Here is a 16118-nt window from a genome sequence, read left to right on the forward strand (position 1 = left end):
CACGGCGCTCCGCGGCATCGGCCCGCGGGCCGCGGATCCGTCGGCCCCGGGGCGGAGTGACGAACCGTCCTTTCGGCCGATGCGCGGCACGCCGCGGTCCCTAGGCTGAGAACCGTGCTGCGAGAAGACCTGCGAACCCTGTGGACCGAACCCCGTCCGCCCGACGCGCCCGCCCGGGTGTGGCGGGACTGGGTGCTGCTCACCGCGGGCCTTGCCGGTGTGGTGCTGGAGGCCACCCTGCGCGAGAACGTCGTGTGGCGGCCGGTGGCGGTGGTGTTCGCCGCATGGCTGTGCCTGCTGCCCCTGTGGCGCCGGACCCGCCCCTTGGCGATGGTCACGCTGGCGTTCGGCTCGGTGATCCTGCTTCAGGTGGCCTCGCTGGTCGCCGCTCCGCGCGAGCCCGTCGGCCTGTACACCGGCGCGGTCGTGCTCGTGCTGGTGTACGCGCTGCCCCGGTGGGGATCGGGAAGCGAGATCGTGCTGGGCGGCGCGGTGATCCTCACGGCCGGCGTGCTGTGTTCCGTCACGGACGAGACGCCGGTCGTTGAGAACGTCGTGGGGTTCGTCTTCCTGCTGCTGCCCGGCGTGTTCGGGGCTGCCGTGCGGTTCTGGGTGACCGCTCGCGAGCGGCAGCTGGAGCAGGTGCGCTCCCGCGAGCGCGAGCAGCTCGCCCGGGAACTGCACGACACGGTGGCCCACCACGTGTCGGCCATGGTGATCATCGCCCAGGCGGGCGGGGTGCTCGCGGGCGCCGACCCGTCCGCCGCCGTCAAGGCGCTGGAGGGGGTCGAGGAGGAAGGGGCGCGCACGCTGGAGGAAATGCGCGCCATGGTCGCCGCGCTGCGCGACCGCGGGGTCGGCGCCGAGCTGGCGCCCCCTGCCGGAGTCGCGGATCTGGAGCGCCTGGTGCGCACCCCGGGTGGCCGCCTCAGGGTCGACCTGGGGCTCGACGGCGAGCTGGACGCGCTGCCCCCGGCCGTGGACGCGGCCGTCTACCGGATCGTGCAGGAGTCGGTGACCAACGCGCTGCGCCATGCGATCGACGCGACCGAGCTCGTCGTTCGGGTCGCCGCGGAACGGCACACGGTACGGGTGAGCGTGCGCGACAACGGCCGGCGCACCGGCCGGGGTCGTGACGGATACGGACTTACCGGACTGCGCGAGCGCGCGACGCTGCTCGGCGGCACACTACGAGCCGGCCCGGGTACCGACCGGGGCTGGCATGTCGACGCCGAACTGCCGAGAGCGAGGAGCGAGAGCGGTGTCCATTCGCGTCCTCGTCGCTGACGACCAGACGATCATCCGCACCGGGTTGCGGATCATGCTGAACGCCCAGCCCGGCATCGAGGTGGTCGGCGAGGCCGCCGACGGACAGGAAGCGGTACGTCTGGCCCGCGAACTGCGCCCCGACGTCTGCCTGTTCGACATCCGCATGCCCGCACTCGACGGGCTCGAGGCCACCCGGCTGATCGCCGGCCCGGGCGTCGCCGACCCGCTGGCCGTGGTCGTCATCACCACGTTCGACCTCGACGAGTACATCTACGGCGCGCTGCGTGCCGGCGCCCGCGGATTCCTCCTCAAGGACACGGGACCGGACCTTCTGGCGCAGGCCGTACGGTCGGCGTCCGACGGTGAGGCGCTCATTGCCCCCAGCGTCACCGTCCGTCTGCTCCAGGCATTCGCGGACCTGCCCGCCGGCCGGCCCGTGGCCCAGCCGGTCTCCCCCGTCACCGCCCGCGAGGAGCAGGTGCTCGTCGCCGTCGCCCGCGGGCTGACCAACACCGAGATCGCCGATGCGCTGCACATCAGCCTCAGCACGGTGAAGACGCATCTGGCCAGCCTGATGGCCAAACTCAACGCCCGCAACCGGGTCGAGATCGCGATGTGGGCCTACGAAACGCGCCGTATCCTCCCCGGAACCTGAGCCGGGTGCCGGGCCATGTCCCATGAGTCCCCGCCCGGACATCAGTGCACCGGTCGGCTCACGTCGGCTCCACGTGCCTCACCCGCCCCAGAGCGTGACGTACCAGGAGGCCGGAACTGGGACGGTGAGACACCCGATACGACAAGACTCCCGACAGCTACCTCGCCAGTCTCCACCTGCACGCCTCGATGAGTGGACGAGGCTGGCGATTGATGAAGGCGCACTGCGCACCATCCGTTGGAGGACCGGCCGAGGCTCAAGATCGGCTCAACTCGCTGGAATCCGCCCCGGCCGCCGGGTGCATCCTTCTCGACAAGACCACGTACACCAGGGGGAACACTGATGAAGGCCCTGCTCGGGCGAGTCGTGATGCGCGTTCGGGACGTCGTTTCCGGGCGCCAGGATGTCATCGAGTACGGCGACCCGGAGGCCCATCGCCACGGGCCCCACAACCGCCACGCCAACCTCGCCCACCACTACATCCCGACACCGCAGCTGGCCTCAATGAACTTCCCCACCAGCATGTAGACGGCTCGCACACGAACGTCGGTGCGTCCTTCTTCAAGAAGATTTCGAGCTGGGCGGCGATCCTGTTTGCTCCCACACTCGTCAGAACTGCCTATGGCATGAACTTCAAGTACATGCCTGAGTTGAGTTGGAGCTTCGGATACCCCTTCGCCGTCGGCTTGATGGGGTTGGTGTGCATCAGTTTGTACGTCATCTTCAAACGACGGGACTGGCTCTGGACCCCTCGGACCCCGCTCCGCTCTTCTTCGCGCTTTGCTCTCGCGGGAGCATCCGGGGAAGGCATGGCAGGGATGCGTCGTGATCAGACGACTGCTCGTCCCAGTGGGGTCGGGGGCAGGACCACGGTGAGGTCGAAAGAGCGGACGGCCCGGACGCCGGTCACCCCGCCAGGAACTCTGGCGCCCGGTCAGGAACCAGTTCCCGCGACCAGGCAGGACCGTGACCTCCTACAGAAAGCGGCGCATGTCCACGGGCTGGGAGTACGCCCGGCGGCGCCGCCTGTGGCCGTCGCCAAGTACGCCCGGGATATGCGGGCAGGCAGATGCTACGGCACACATCAAAACGTTTCTTTCAATGAGCAGATACACGGGCGTAGAACAAACGGCACCGCTGAAAGCAACCACAAGGAGGGGGCGCACAACCCCACGGAATGGAAGTTTCCATATTATCTGAGCTTCGTAAACGCTCTTGCCATGGGCTCACGTTCTGCAGCTAGCTGAATGCCACGCCCACTTCCTGGCCGGGGTTCCCGATGAACCCTGGGCCGCCAGGGAGGTGGTCGGGAACCCGCATGTGAGGAGTGGTCATGAAGAAGGCATATGAGGCGCCGACGCTCGTCCGGCTCGGTACGTTCCGGAAGGAGACGGGGCTCCTCGGGCGCCACGGCAACGACCGGCTGATCCTGAGCAAGAACTGACGGCCGGCGGTCTTGACCCGACGTCATGACTGAACTGCACGAAAGTGCGGGGACGGGCCCCGGCGACGCGCACTTCACGGTCTTCACCGACCGTGCGGACGCGGCCGCCGTGGCCCGCTCCTTCGCCCGCCCCGGAAGCCGGACCCTCACGCATGCGTCGGGCCGGCCCTGGCTGATCGGCCGCTGGCACGACGACGAGGTCGTCACGGCGAACGCCGGCACCGCGGCCCTTGCCGTCGTCGGGTGCTGTCCCGTCGACGCCGACGAACTACGGCGCCGGGCGGCACGGTTGCGTGATCTCGCGGAGCTCGACGCTCTGGCCCGGACCCTGCCCGGCAGTTTCCATCTCGTCGGCGCTCTCGACGGACAGATCAGGGTCCAGGGCACGGCATCCGGACTGCGACTGGTCTTCCATGCGGAGATCGACGGCGTACGGGTGGCCGCCACCCGTGCCGACACGCTCGCCGCCACCCTGGGACTCGATCCCGACGTCGAGGAGTTGGCCGTAAGGCTCCTGTGGCCCGCACCGTATCCGCTGTTCGAGACGTCCCTGTGGCGTGCGGTCACAGCCGTTCCTCCGCAGGACGCCCTGGTCGTGGCCGCTGACGGGCGCACCGTACGGCACACCCGGTGGTGGACACCGCCGGAGCCGGTCCGGCCGCTCGCCGAGGCTGCGCCCCTGATCCGGACGGCGCTTCAGGAGGCCGTCGACGCGCGTACCCGGCAGGGCGGCGTCGTGAGCTGCGACCTGTCCGGCGGCCTGGACTCGACCTCCGTCTGTTTCCTCGCCGACCGCTCCCCCGCCCGCGTGGTAGCCAGTACGTGGCCAGGACGCGATCCGGCGGACACCGACCTGCACTGGGCCGAGCGAGCGATCGGGCACCTCCCCGAGGTCGAGCACGTGGTCTGGAACGCCGACGACTCGCCGCTGGTCTACGAGGATCTGCTCGACATCGGCGACCTCCTCGACGAGCCCACCATCGGCGTCATGGACCGCTCCCGGGTCCTGCACCATCTACCCGGTCTCGCCGAGCGCGGCAGCCGGCTGCACCTGACCGGCATTGGCGGAGACCACGTGGCCTGGTGCTCCGAGGCGTACTACCACCGACTGCTGCGCACCCGTCCGCTGTTCGCCCTGCGCCAGTTGCGGGGATTCCGGGCGCTGTGGCAGTGGCCGCTCGGCGGCACGGTCCGCGCGCTCTCCGACTCCCGGCCGTACCGGAAGTGGCTCGCCGACTCCGCCGACCACCTGCGGTGCCCGTCGCCGCCGACCGTCGCGACGGGGCTCGGCTGGGGTATGGCCCCACGCCTGTTCGACTGGGTGACCCCCGAGGCCGAACGGCTGGCCCGCCGCGCCCTGCTCGACGCCGCGGCGACGGCCTCCCCACTGCATCCGGACCGTGGCCTGCACAGCGACCTGGAGCAGATCCGCTCGTGCACCCGCATCATCCGGCAGTGGGATCGGATGGCCGCCCGCGTCGGCCTGCCCATGGCCTCTCCTTTCCTCGACGATCGCGTCATCGAGGCGTGTCTCGCGGTACGGCCGAGCGAGCGCGTCACGCCCTGGCGGTACAAGCCCGTCCTGGGCGCCGCGATGCGCGGGATCGTGCCCGATGCCTGCCTGCGGCGGACCAACAAGGCCGCGGCCTCCATGGACGCCTCCAACGGACTGCGCGAACACCGCGCCGACCTGCTGGCCCTGTGGGAGGACTCGCGGCTGGCGGCGCTGGGCCTGGTGGACGGAGCCGAGTTGCGTCGTCTGGCCCGGCGGCCCGCCTCCAAGGGGCTGTCCGACGCCATCCTGTACTCCACGATCGCCGCCGAGGTGTGGCTGCGGGGGATGGCCCGCGGCCACGCCCGAGTCCCACAGCCCTGACCGCGTCCCTTCGTCAGAAAAGTCAGACACGTCAGGCACGTCAGAAAGGCCCTCACATGCCCCTGCGGTTCGGTGACAACGTCTCCACGGCCGAGACCGACTACGGCACGGTGCTGCTGGACGAACGCGCCGGTGAATACTGGGAGTTGAATCCGACCGCCACCTTGGTGGTGCGGACGCTGCTCGCCGGCGGCGAGGAGTCGGAGGCGGCCGCCGCCCTGGTCCGGGAGTTCGACATCGACCGGGCGCAGGCGTTGCAGGACGTCGAGACGCTCGTTGGGCAGCTGCGCAGCTCGGGGCTCGCCTCATGACGACACCCAGTGCGCTGGAGCGGCCCACCGGTGTTCCCCTGGCCCGGCGCCTGGCCGCCCACCTCGTCCTGTTCCCCGCCGTCGTCCTCGCCCTGCTGCCGCCCCGCCACATCCGCACCGTACTCGGCATCCTGCGGCGCGGTGCCGCACCCGCCACCACCGCGCGGGCCCAGGGCGCACGCGACGCCATGTGCGCGGCCAGCCTGCGCTGCGCCGGACCGAAGGGGTGCCTGCCGCGCTCCCTGGGGGCCGCGCTGCTGTGCCGGATCGGCGGGACGTGGCCGACCTGGTGCACCGGCGTACGCGTCGTACCGCCCTTCACCGCGCACGCCTGGATCGAGGCGGAAGGCCGTCCCGTCGGCGAGGGTGTGCCGGAGGGCTACTTCACCCCGCTGGTGACCGTCGGCCCGCTGCCGCGACCGTCGGACCGATGACCGGCACGAACGGCACGACCGATCCGAACTGCACGACCGATCCGAACAGCGGTCGAGCCTCGCTCGCCGACGGTGACAAGTCCACCCGGGCGGCGGTGGCCACGCTGTACCGGCTCACCGCCGGGCATCGGGGTGCCATCGCCCTCGCCACCGTGCTGACCCTCGTGGCCTCCGCCCTGGGACTGGCCCAGCCGCTCGTGGCCAAGCACGTCGTGGACGCGAGCGGCCGCGGGCAGGTCATCTGGCCGCTGCTGGCACTGCTCGGCGCGCTGTTCGTCGCCGAAGCGGCGACAGGATCCGTGGGGCGCTTCCTTCTGGAGCGGATGGGCGAAGGCGTCGTACGACAGCTCCGGCACGGGCTGGTGGGGCGGCTGCTCCGGCTGGAGATGAGGGAATACGGCCGTCACCGGGGCGGCGACCTCATCTCCCGGGTGACCACCGACACCACCGTGCTCCGGGAGGTCGTGTCGCAGGCCCTCGTCGATCTGGTGACGGGAAGCCTTGTCGCCGCCGGGGCGATCGTCCTCATGGCGTGGCTCGACCCTCTGCTGCTGCTCCTGGTCGCCGGCACCGTGGCCGCGGCGGCCCTGGTCGTCGCCTCGCTGCTCACGGGTATCCGATGCGCTTCCGAACGTATGCAGGACTCGGTCGGTGCCATCGCAGCCGACCTCGCACGCGCCCTCGATGCGCTGCCGATGGTCCGCGTGCATCGTGCCGAGGAGCGCGAGGCGGCGGGTATCGGCGCACGTGTCGAGGCGGCCTACGGCGCGGGGGTACGCACCGCGAAGCTCGCCTCGGTCATGAGCCCCGCGGTCGAACTCGCCGTACAGGGCTCCTTCCTCATCGTCCTGGTGGTGGGCGGTCTGCGCGTCAACGGCCATGCCGGCTCCCTCGGCGACCTGGTCGCCTTCCTGCTGTACGCCTCGTACCTCGTCCTGCCTCTTTCCTCCGTGTTCCGTGCCGTGGGCCTCATCCAACGCGGGATGGGCGCCTACCAGCGCATCGAAGAGGCGCTCGGACTGCCGGTGGAGCCGAGTGCACCGCTGGTGCCGGGAGTTCACGCGCACACGCCACGGCCGGCAAGGCCGTCCGCCACCCGCGCACAGCCCACCCCCGAACAGCCCGCCCTCGCCCTGCACGACGTCCGCTTCGGCTACGACCCCGAACGGCCGGTCCTCCGCGGCGTTTCGTTCACCGTGGCGCACCGTCAGCACGTGGCACTGGTGGGCCGGTCGGGAGCCGGCAAGAGCACGGTGTTCGCCCTGGTGGCGAGGTTCTACGAGCCGGACGCCGGCACCGTGCTCTTCGACGGGCGGCCCGCCACCGAACTCACACGTGACGCCTGCCGCCGACGCATCGCCGTCGTCGACCAGAACGCCCACGTCGTCCATGGCACCCTGCGCGACAACATCGCCTACGCCGTGCCCGACGCCACGGAAGCGGAGATCCGGCGCGTCATGGAACTGGCCCGGCTCGAAGAGGTCGTCGCCCGGTTGCCCGGCGGTCTGGACACCGTCGTCGGCGAACACGGCAGCACCCTCTCCGGTGGCGAACGCCAACGTGTCGCCGTCGCCCGCGCGTTGCTGGCGCGCCCCTCGCTGCTCCTGCTGGACGAGCCCACCTCCCACCTCGACGCGATCAATGAATCGGCACTCATCAGCGTCATGAAGGACGTCGCCCAGGAGTGCGCCCTGCTGGTCATCGCGCACCGCCTGTCGACCGTGCAGCACGCCGACCACATCGTCGTGCTGCACGACGGCCGCACCACCGCCGGCGGACGCCACGAGGAGCTGCTGGCCGGCAGCGCCCTCTATCGCGAGCTGGCCGCGAGCCAGATGCTCCGTCCGGGCGGGGTCCCCGCAAGCGGCGACGGCGCGGGGGCGACCGGTTGAAGCCGGGCCCTCCCCCGCGCCCGAGCCCGAGTTCCGTGGCGGTGCCGATGAGGCGGCCGTCGCGGTAGAGGCGCAGCTGGTGTGCGTCCGGGTCGTAGGTGGCGGCGATGTGGGTCCGTCGCTCCTTGGTGGGCGGCTGGTCCTGAGCTCCCTTGGCCTCGATCAGGTCGGTACCGAGGCCGAGTTGGCAGACGATCTGCCCGAAGCGGCGCAGGCCGAGCGGGAGCCGGCGCCCGGCCGCGCGTAGTCGATGGGGTCGGCGGAACCCGTGGCCGCCTCGCGGGTGACCGTGCCGCCGCGCTCGTCGAAGTCCCAGCGGGCGGTGGGACTTTGGGGGCCGCGTCGGGTCTCGGCCATCAGCCTCGATCCCACCACCGGCCGGCTCACCGTGGACCGCGGCCAGGCGTCCCTGGACACGAGGGCGCGGGGTGGTTCGTATACCGTCCCGTGGCCGGCCGCGACGGCCGGCACCCCGTGGAGCTACGCGTGATCGTGACCGTCTGCACCAGTTTGTATGTCACCTTCAAGCGGGGTGACCGGTTCTGAGTAGCCACCCGACGAGCGCATCCGTCACGACCTCGGGGAGCCGGCACGGCTGTCGTACACGCCGTTCAAGCGGCTGGGCCCAAGCCGCGCCTGGGGGCCGGGCGAGCTGTTGGAGCGGGGCGGTGGCGTCATTGCGCCCATGGGCGGTGACCGGTCGGTGGATCAAGTCTCAAAGGTTGAGCACAAATTACACACACCCTCTCTACACACTGGCCCCGATGGTCTAGATTGACCGTGCTTCAGCTGTTCGATCACGAGGCGACCTTTAATGATCTATAGGTCCGGCGCTACGGAAAGCCAGCAGTCGCATCCCCGGCGCCAGACGTGGGGGTGATCAATTCTTGGCCCGAGAGGGGCCTTGGGTGCGGGGAGCATCCGAGGTTTCGACGGGTTCCCGCGCACCTCGAGAGTCTGACAGGACATACGGGTCTGCTGCCGCCAGGGCGGGTTGTTCAAGTAGCCCTGAAATAGCCGGGATGTCATGCGCGCGGGGGCAAGGGCCTCCGGCGGAGAGGAACAGCGCGGCGCGGGGGCGGGGGCCTCCCGCGGGGAGGAACAGTGCGGGGGCGGGGGCCTCCGGGGGGAGGAACCGTGTTGGGCGAACACGTTGAGCCACTGGGGACCTGGGGGGTTCTGTGCGGCAAGGGGGATTAGTCAGCCCGTTTCCGTCGGAGCGCGGGCGTCTGACGAACGGGGCAATCAGCCGGCCCGCGATCGACTGGGAGCAGCGGTACCGCCGTACCGTGATCATCAGCGACACCGTGGCCACCGCCTCGGTGGTGGCGGCGATCGGCAACTTCTTCGGGGCCCGGGACGCGGCCAACTGGCATGAGAAGTGGGTGATTCTCGCCTTCTGCACCGAGCTGCTGGTGCTGGGGGCTCTCGCGGTGGGCCGGGCGTGGGCTCCGGCCGTGCTCGGCCAGGGCGCCGAGGAATTCCGCCGGCTCGGACGCTCGCTGTTCGCGGCGACCGTCGTACTGGCTCTCGGCGGGATCGCCCTCACCTCGCGCAACATCAAGCTCTGGATCTTCGTGGCGATCCCCGCGATCGCGCTCGTCACCATGACCGAGCGGTATCTGCTCCGCCTCTGGCTGCACAAACAGCGGAAGGAAGGGCGGTGCCTCAGACCGGTGCTCGCTGCCGGGAGCCCGGCCACCGTGCGCGACCTGATCAACCGGACCCGCAAGTTCCCGCACCTCGGCTGGCGGGTGGACGCGGTGTGCACGGCGGACGGTCGCGGGCTCGACGGTGATCAACTGGACGGAGTGCCGGTCGTCGGCCGACTGACGGACGTCGCCAAGCACGTCCGCCACGACGGCTACCGTGTCGTCGCGGTCACACCGGACGCGCACTGGTCGCCGGACCGGCTGCAGCGGCTGGCCTGGAACCTCGAAGGCAGCGACACCGAGATGGTCGTGGCCCCCGTACTGATGGAGGTGGCCGGCCCGCGGCTGCACATCGACGCGGTGCTCGGGATCCCGCTGCTGCGGGTCAGCATGCCGACCTTCACCGGGGGCCGCCGGGCGGTCAAAGCGGTCGTCGACCGGATGGGCGCGGCGATCCTGCTGATGCTGTTCGCGCCGCTGATGGTGCTCGTCGGGCTGCTCGTGCTGATGGACAGTCGGGGCGGGGTGTTCTACCGCCAGCGCAGGGTCGGCAAAGGCGGCCGCGAGTTCACCATTCTCAAGTTCCGCACCATGGTCGCCGGGGCTCACGGGGCACGTGCCGAGCTGGCCGACCGCAACGAGGGCGCCGGCCTGCTGTTCAAGCTCCGCCGGGACCCGCGGGTGACCCGGGTGGGAGCGGTGCTGCGCCGGTACTCGATCGACGAACTCCCGCAGCTTTTCAACGTACTTACCGGATCGATGTCGCTCGTCGGTCCACGGCCTCCGTTGCCGGAGGAGTCGGCCGCGTACGGCCCGGACATCCGGCGGCGTCTGCTGGTCAAGCCAGGACTCACCGGCCTGTGGCAGATCAGCGGACGCAGCGACCTGTCGTGGGAGGAGGCGGTCCGGCTGGACCTGCGGTACGTGGAGGACTGGTCGCTCGCCCTGGACACAGTGATCTTGTGGAAGACGCTGCGTGCGGTGCTCTACGGGCAGGGGGCCTACTGATGCGCGGGGGGCGCCGTCGGGTCGGCGCGCGGATCGCAGGCCAAAGGGGCCTGCCTGGGGGGAGGAACGGGCAATGAGAGTCAGCGTTTTCGGGCTCGGCTACGTGGGCTGCGTGTCGGCCGCGTGCCTGGCGAGCCTGGGTCACGAGGTCATCGGGGTGGACGTGAACCAGGTGAAGGTCGACCTGGTCAACGACGGCAAGGCCCCGGTGGTCGAGGAGCGGATCGGCGAGCTCATCGCCGACGTCGTACGGACCGGAGCGTTACGCGCCACCGGCGACGTCCGCGAGGCGGTCATGGGCAGCGAGGTGTCGCTGATATGCGTGGGCACGCCGTCGGAGCCCAACGGCAGCCTGTGTACCACGTACTTGGAGCGGGTCACCGAGCAGATCGGCGCCGCGCTGGCCGAGGGGGCCGAGCAGGGGGGCCGGCACACCGTCGTGTTCCGCAGCACCATGCTCCCGGGCACCTGCCTGAACCTGCTGGTACCGATCCTGGAGAAGTCCGTCGGCGGCACGGCCGGGGTGGACATCGGGGTCGCGGTGAATCCGGAGTTCCTGCGCGAGGGCACGAGCGTGCGGGACTTCTTCGACCCGCCCAAGACCGTCATCGGCGAACTCGACGCGGCAAGCGGCGATGTGGTGGCGGCGCTGTACGACGGCTTGCCCGGCGAGGTGTTCCGGGTGCCGGTCCCGACGGCCGAGGCGATCAAGTACGCGGACAACGCGTTCCACGGCCTCAAGATCGGCTTCGCGAACGAGCTGGGCGCGGTGTGCCAGGCGCTCGGGGTGGACTCGCACCAGGTGATCGACGTGTTCCTGGCCGACCGCAAGCTGAACATCAGCCCCGCCTATCTGCGGCCCGGCTTCGCCTTCGGTGGCTCCTGCCTGCCCAAGGACCTGCGCAGCCTGGTCCACGCGGCGCAGCGGGCCGACGTCTCGGTGCCCATCCTGTCTCACGTGCTGCCCTCCAACTCCGACCATCTGCAGCGCGCGGTGGAGCTGGTCGAGCGCACCGGCAAGCGCCGGATCGGAATGTTCGGGCTGTCCTTCAAACCCGGCACCGACGACCTCCGCGAGAGCCCGCTCGTCGAGCTGGCGGAGAGGCTCTTCGGCAAGGGGTACGACCTGCGGATCCACGACGCCAACGTGAGCCTCTCCCGGCTGATGGGCGCGAACCGCGAGTACATCGAGACCCGGCTGCCGCACCTCGCGCAGCTGCTCGCGGACTCCGTCCACGAGGTGCTCGAGCACTCCGAGGTTTGCCTGGTCGGGACCAGGGATCCGGCCGTCCTGTCGGCGCTGCCCCATGGCGACGGCCCGGTGATTGTCGACCTCATCCACCTTCCCGACGCCGATGCGCGCCGGACCGAACCGGGGTACGTGGGCCTTGCTTGGTGAGATAGCCGGCGGCGACGGGCAGGCCCGTCGCGCGCTGATTCTGGTGGAGAACCTGTCGGTGCCGTTCGACCGGCGGGTGTGGCAGGAGTGCACGACGCTGCGCGACGCGGGATGGGAGGTGCACGTCATCTGCCCCCGGGGGGAGAAGCGGGACACGGAGCCGGAAGCGGTGATCGACGGGGTGCGGATCCACCGCTACCCGTTGCGCGCGGCCACCGGAGGGCCGGCCGGCTACCTGCGGGAGTACGGATCGGCGTTGTGGCACACGGTCCGGCTGGCCCGGAAGGTCGGCCCGGTCGACGTGGTCCACGCCTGCAACCCGCCCGACCTGCTGTTCCTGCCCGCGCTGTGGATGAAGCGGCGTGGCGCGCGGTTCGTCTTCGACCAGCACGACCTGGTGCCCGAGCTGTACCTCTCCCGGTTCGACCGGGGCAAGGATCTACTCTACCGCGCCGTGTGCGCGCTGGAACGGCGGACCTACCGGGCCGCGGACGTCGTGCTCGCCACGAACGAGAGCTACCGGGACGTCGCACTGCGCCGTGGCGGTCTTCGGCCGGAGGACGTCTTCGTGGTGCGCAGCGCGCCCGACATCGACCGCTTCCATCCGGTGCCGCCCGAGCCGGAGTTGAAGCGCGGCAAGCCTCATCTGCTGTGCTACCTCGGCGTCATGGGCCCGCAGGACGGCGTCGACTACGCCTTGCGGGCCCTCGCGAAGCTGCGCGACGAGCTCGGGCGGACCGACTGGCATGCGGTGTTCGTCGGCGCCGGCGACGCCTTCGACGCGATGGTGGAGTTGTCCCGGCGGCTCGGGCTCTCGGAGCAGGTGCAGTTCACCGGGCGCATTCCGGACGCCGACCTGGTGCGCTACCTGTCCACCGCGGACGTGTGTCTCTCCCCCGACCCGCGCAATCCGCTCAACGACGTGTCGACCATGAACAAGGTCCTGGAGTACATGGTGATGGGCCGGCCGATCGTCTCCTTCGACCTCCGGGAGGCGCGGGTCTCCGCCGGGGACGCCGCCGTCTACGCGCCCGCCAACGACGAGGCCGAATTCGCCGGGCTCGTCGCGCTGTTGCTGGACGATCCGGAGGAGCGGGCCCGGATGGGCAAGATCGGCCAGGAGCGGATCAGCGGGCCGCTCTCCTGGCGGAACTCGCAAGTGTCGCTGCTCGCCGCCTACGCCGCTGCCTGCCGTGACCACGCTCCGGTGTCGCCGGGCGACCCGGACCGGGCAGGGAAAGGGAAGAGGCCGCGTCGTTGAGCGATGACACGATACGGCTGGTCACGATCGGCCGGATTATCCGTCGGCGCCGACGGGTTCTCACCATCCTCGCCCTGGTGGGTGCGCTCGTCGGCTACGGCACCTCTGTGCTGTTCCCCCCGCGTTACACGACGTCGGCATCGGTACTGCTGCCAGGGGCGTGGGAGGAACGCGAGCTGCTGACGCAGGCGGAGATCGCGACCAGTTCGGTGGTGGTCGACCGCGCGGCCGCCACGCTCGGCTGGAGCGGGGTCAGTGACAGCGAGCTGCGGGACCGGGTGAGCGCCGAGGCCGCCGACGGGAACATCATCAAGATCTCGGGCACCGCCGAGACCCCGAAGCGTGCACAGCAACTCTCCGACCAAGTGGCCCAGCAGTTCGTCGCATTCGCCGCACGGATCGCAGGTGACAACACCGACCCCGAGGCGGCGGGGCCCGAGGCGCTGCGGAAGACGGTGGAGGAGACCAGCCGCCGTATCACCGACCTGGCCGAGGCGGCCGATCCGGGGCAGACCGTGGAGAGCGTGCAGGGCCGCGCCGAGCTCGCGAAGCTGCGCACCACACTGCAGGAGGCCATGGACAAGCTGGAGCAGGCCGACCCGGCGACCAACGAGGCCAACATGGTCGTCATGGGGCCGGCGGCCCGGCCGACCGGCGAGGCACCGCCGACGAGGATGCAGCTCATCGTCGCCGGGGCGCTGCTGTTCTTCCTGCTCGCGGTCATCGGTCATCTCGCCGCCGCGCGGGTGAGCCGCCGACTGCGCACCGAACCGGAGATCGCCGCGGCACTGGGCTCGGCGCTGCTGGGTACCGTCGACGTACCCGATGAACGGCCCGCACACCGGCCGGAAGACCGTGACCCGCGGGCCCGGATCCGCCGGCTGCTGGGCATCGACATCCGGTGGGACCTACCGACCCCGCAGTCCTCCGGCGACGAGGCCGGCAGGCAGATCCGCTACCGGCGGGTGTGCGCCCGCCTCCGGGACCAGTTGCCTGCCCCTCGGCGGCTGCTGGTCGTCGTCCCCGACGGCGACGAGATCGCCGGCCGGGCCGCCGGGCAGCTCGTCGCCGAGGCCGAGAGAGATCCGCTGCTGCGGGTCGTGGGGGTGTCGGTGTCCCAGCCGATGGTGCCGGACCGAGACAACGAGTCCGGTGCCCTGATCGTGCTCAGCGCGGGCAGCTGGACCGCGGAGGAACTCGCCGGCATCGCCGAGGCATGTGCGGACGCGGGGCATGAGGTCGTCGGCGCTGTCGTCGCCGGCTCGGTCCGGGCCCGTCCGACGCGGTCTGCCGGCCACCCTCCGGACGGCGCCGCGCCGCCGATCGCGGTCGGCGTCGACGCGAGGGGAGGTTCAGGATGACGACGCGTACTACTACGGAGTCGTCGGCCGCCGCTCCGCTGATTGACCTGCAGGCACTGGTGGTCGCGGTGCGCAGGCGCCGCCGCCTCTGGTGTTCCATGGCGCTGCTGGGGCTGCTCGTCGGCGCGGCGCTGGCGGTCCTGATGCCGCCGCCGCCCACCGCGGTGACCAAGGTGCTGGTGGCGCATCAGGAGGACCAGCCGAACGACCCCGGAACGCTGATCCGCACCGACGTCGCGCTGCTGCAGACCACGCGGATCGCCGACAAGGCCCTGCAGGCCCTCAAGTCGCCGGAAAAACCGGAGGACTTCATGGAGGAGTACGCGGGTACCGGCTTGACCAACAACCTGCTGCAGATCAATGCGACAGGTGACAGCGACGCGGAAGCGGTGGCCCGCGCCAAGGCGCTGGCCGATGCGTTCGTCGCGGACCATGTGCGGCGGATACGGGAAGCCGCGGACGCCGAGGCCAAGACCCTGCTCGACCAGCGTGACCGCATGCGGGACGAACTCGCCGAGGTCAACAAGGCGATCGAGGACGGATCGCCGCAGAGCGGCCCGGAGAGCTCGGCGAACCTCGAGTCGCTCTTCGCCCGCCGGGCCGAACTCACCTCGCGGATAAGCGATTTCGACCAGCGTGCCGCAGAGGCGCGCACCGGCACGCCCCGGGTCGTCGCCGGCACACAGATCGTGGACGCCCCGCGCGCGGTGCGGCACTCCCTACCCAAGGCCGCTGCCACCAACGCCGCGATCGGACTCGTCCTCGGGCTCGTCCTCGGGCTCGCGCTGGCCGCGGTCGGCACGGTGGTGGCGGACCGCCCCGTGCTGCGCCGGGAGATCGCGGCGAACCTGGGCGCCTCGGTCATCGCGGAGCTGCGCCGCACGCCCCGCCGGCCGGCCGGGCTGTGGCAGCGCCGACGGACCCGGGCGGCACGCGAACGGCTCACCACGTCCCTGGCCCGCACCGTGCGCGGCGCCGCGGAACCGCTGTCGCTGCTGGAACTGGGCTGCGCGCGCAGCGCGAGTGTGATCGCCCTGGACCTCGCCCGGGCACTGGCGGCGGACGGGCCGGTGGTCATCATCGACGGTCTGCCCCGTCCGCGGCTCGCCGGCCGCCGCCCGAAGCCAGGAGACCCGACCGTGGTCAGCGGCGAGCGTGCCGCGGACGTGTCGCATCAGGAGCGCCGGATCGGCGTCGGCTCGGTGGCACCCGGCACGGCGTGGACCGACCTCCAGTACCTCGGCACCCGGACCGTGCTCGTCGTGCGTGCCGGGCACGGCAGCGCCGCATGGCTGCACACCGTGGCGCGGCAGCTCGCGGACCAGCGCATTCCGGTGATCGGTGTGGTGCTGATCGATCCCGATCCGCGTGACCGGACCGACGGCACGCTGTGGGACGGGCTGCACACCGCGCTGCGCGGCCGGAGCGAGCGGCCGGCCCGGCAGAACGGTGGGGGTACCTCCCACGCCGTTCAGGCAGTGGGGGAGGGCCTGCCGCGGGCGGAGCAGCCGTCATGGGCCGTACGAATCCCGGACAGCGACCAGGAGGCGCGGTAG

General features: G+C 71.0%; 14 protein-coding genes and 1 pseudogene. 14 read left to right on the top strand and 1 reads right to left on the bottom strand.

Annotation, left to right across the window (positions count from 1 at the left end; genetic code table 11):
- The first annotated feature begins 114 nt into the window (after positions 1-114).
- The 9 genes and pseudogenes from ABD932_RS11825 to ABD932_RS11865 all read left to right on the top strand — a co-directional run bounded on the left by ABD932_RS11825 (position 115) and on the right by ABD932_RS11865 (position 7881).
- Positions 115-1287, top strand: coding sequence for a sensor histidine kinase (locus tag ABD932_RS11825; RefSeq protein WP_345011530.1), 1173 nt, complete (start codon positions 115-117; stop codon positions 1285-1287).
- Positions 1262-1924, top strand: coding sequence for a response regulator (locus ABD932_RS11830; RefSeq protein WP_345011532.1), 663 nt, complete (start codon positions 1262-1264; stop codon positions 1922-1924). The genes ABD932_RS11825 and ABD932_RS11830 overlap by 26 nt, the downstream gene beginning before the upstream one ends.
- Before the next feature lie 342 nt (positions 1925-2266).
- Positions 2267-2452 carry a hypothetical protein gene (locus ABD932_RS11835; RefSeq protein WP_345012008.1) on the top strand — a complete coding sequence of 62 codons (186 nt, stop codon included), beginning with the start codon at positions 2267-2269 and terminating at the stop codon, positions 2450-2452.
- A gap of 35 nt (positions 2453-2487) precedes the next feature.
- Positions 2488-2667, top strand: a pseudogene (locus tag ABD932_RS11840) (CorA family divalent cation transporter); the annotation flags it as partial.
- A gap of 590 nt (positions 2668-3257) precedes the next feature.
- Positions 3258-3368, top strand: coding sequence for a keywimysin-related RiPP (locus tag ABD932_RS11845; RefSeq protein ID WP_106434143.1), 111 nt, complete (start codon positions 3258-3260; stop codon positions 3366-3368).
- Positions 3369-3393: 25 nt separating this feature from the next.
- Positions 3394-5244: a lasso peptide isopeptide bond-forming cyclase gene (locus ABD932_RS11850; RefSeq protein ID WP_345011537.1), complete on the top strand. Its 1851-nt coding sequence runs from the start codon at positions 3394-3396 to the stop codon at positions 5242-5244.
- A gap of 56 nt (positions 5245-5300) precedes the next feature.
- Positions 5301-5555, top strand: coding sequence for a lasso peptide biosynthesis PqqD family chaperone (locus tag ABD932_RS11855; protein WP_345011539.1), 255 nt, complete (start codon positions 5301-5303; stop codon positions 5553-5555).
- Positions 5552-5989, top strand: a complete 438-nt coding sequence (locus ABD932_RS11860) for a lasso peptide biosynthesis B2 protein (RefSeq protein ID WP_345011541.1) — start codon at positions 5552-5554, stop codon at positions 5987-5989. Before ABD932_RS11855 ends, ABD932_RS11860 begins: the two co-directional genes overlap by 4 nt.
- Positions 5986-7881: an ABC transporter ATP-binding protein gene (locus ABD932_RS11865; RefSeq protein ID WP_345011543.1), complete on the top strand. Its 1896-nt coding sequence runs from the start codon at positions 5986-5988 to the stop codon at positions 7879-7881. Before ABD932_RS11860 ends, ABD932_RS11865 begins: the two co-directional genes overlap by 4 nt.
- Before the next feature lie 162 nt (positions 7882-8043).
- On the opposite strand, the gene ABD932_RS11870 is transcribed toward ABD932_RS11865, so the two are convergent.
- Entirely contained in the window at positions 8044-8238 is a 195-nt protein-coding gene (locus tag ABD932_RS11870; protein ID WP_345011545.1) for a hypothetical protein, read from the bottom strand.
- Positions 8239-9062: 824 nt separating this feature from the next.
- On the opposite strand from ABD932_RS11870, the gene ABD932_RS11875 reads away from it, so the two are divergent.
- The 5 genes from ABD932_RS11875 to ABD932_RS11895 all read left to right on the top strand — a co-directional run bounded on the left by ABD932_RS11875 (position 9063) and on the right by ABD932_RS11895 (position 16118).
- Positions 9063-10541, top strand: coding sequence for a sugar transferase (locus tag ABD932_RS11875; RefSeq protein WP_345011547.1), 1479 nt, complete (start codon positions 9063-9065; stop codon positions 10539-10541).
- Positions 10542-10614: 73 nt separating this feature from the next.
- Positions 10615-11940: a nucleotide sugar dehydrogenase gene (locus tag ABD932_RS11880; protein ID WP_345011549.1), complete on the top strand. Its 1326-nt coding sequence runs from the start codon at positions 10615-10617 to the stop codon at positions 11938-11940.
- The gene (locus ABD932_RS11885) at positions 11897-13201 is read left to right on the top strand and encodes a glycosyltransferase family 4 protein (protein WP_425587450.1); all 1305 of its coding nucleotides are present in this window, start codon (positions 11897-11899) and stop codon (positions 13199-13201) included. Before ABD932_RS11880 ends, ABD932_RS11885 begins: the two co-directional genes overlap by 44 nt.
- Positions 13198-14562 carry a Wzz/FepE/Etk N-terminal domain-containing protein gene (locus tag ABD932_RS11890; protein ID WP_345011553.1) on the top strand — a complete coding sequence of 455 codons (1365 nt, stop codon included), beginning with the start codon at positions 13198-13200 and terminating at the stop codon, positions 14560-14562. The genes ABD932_RS11885 and ABD932_RS11890 overlap by 4 nt, the downstream gene beginning before the upstream one ends.
- A complete protein-coding gene (locus tag ABD932_RS11895) occupies positions 14559-16118 on the top strand; it encodes a Wzz/FepE/Etk N-terminal domain-containing protein (RefSeq protein ID WP_345011555.1) in 1560 nt (519 codons plus the stop codon). Before ABD932_RS11890 ends, ABD932_RS11895 begins: the two co-directional genes overlap by 4 nt.

It is taken from the genome of Streptomyces shaanxiensis, assembly GCF_039537145.1.
GTDB lineage: Bacteria > Actinomycetota > Actinomycetes > Streptomycetales > Streptomycetaceae > Streptomyces > Streptomyces shaanxiensis.

What these genes read in the sequence shown, in the direction of transcription:
- ABD932_RS11855 (WP_345011539.1), top strand. Translation starts at nt 5,301, where the DNA reads ATGCCCCTGCGGTTCGGTGACAACGTCTCCACGGCCGAGACCGACTAC.
- ABD932_RS11850 (WP_345011537.1), top strand. Translation starts at nt 3,394, where the DNA reads ATGACTGAACTGCACGAAAGTGCGGGGACGGGCCCCGGCGACGCGCAC.
- ABD932_RS11895 (WP_345011555.1), top strand. Translation starts at nt 14,559, where the DNA reads ATGACGACGCGTACTACTACGGAGTCGTCGGCCGCCGCTCCGCTGATT.
- ABD932_RS11845 (WP_106434143.1), top strand. Translation starts at nt 3,258, where the DNA reads ATGAAGAAGGCATATGAGGCGCCGACGCTCGTCCGGCTCGGTACGTTC.
- ABD932_RS11835 (WP_345012008.1), top strand. Translation starts at nt 2,267, where the DNA reads ATGAAGGCCCTGCTCGGGCGAGTCGTGATGCGCGTTCGGGACGTCGTT.
- ABD932_RS11885 (WP_425587450.1), top strand. Translation starts at nt 11,897, where the DNA reads ATGCGCGCCGGACCGAACCGGGGTACGTGGGCCTTGCTTGGTGAGATA.
- ABD932_RS11880 (WP_345011549.1), top strand. Translation starts at nt 10,615, where the DNA reads ATGAGAGTCAGCGTTTTCGGGCTCGGCTACGTGGGCTGCGTGTCGGCC.
- ABD932_RS11870 (WP_345011545.1), bottom strand. Translation starts at nt 8,238, where the DNA reads ATGGCCGAGACCCGACGCGGCCCCCAAAGTCCCACCGCCCGCTGGGAC.
- ABD932_RS11860 (WP_345011541.1), top strand. Translation starts at nt 5,552, where the DNA reads ATGACGACACCCAGTGCGCTGGAGCGGCCCACCGGTGTTCCCCTGGCC.
- ABD932_RS11865 (WP_345011543.1), top strand. Translation starts at nt 5,986, where the DNA reads ATGACCGGCACGAACGGCACGACCGATCCGAACTGCACGACCGATCCG.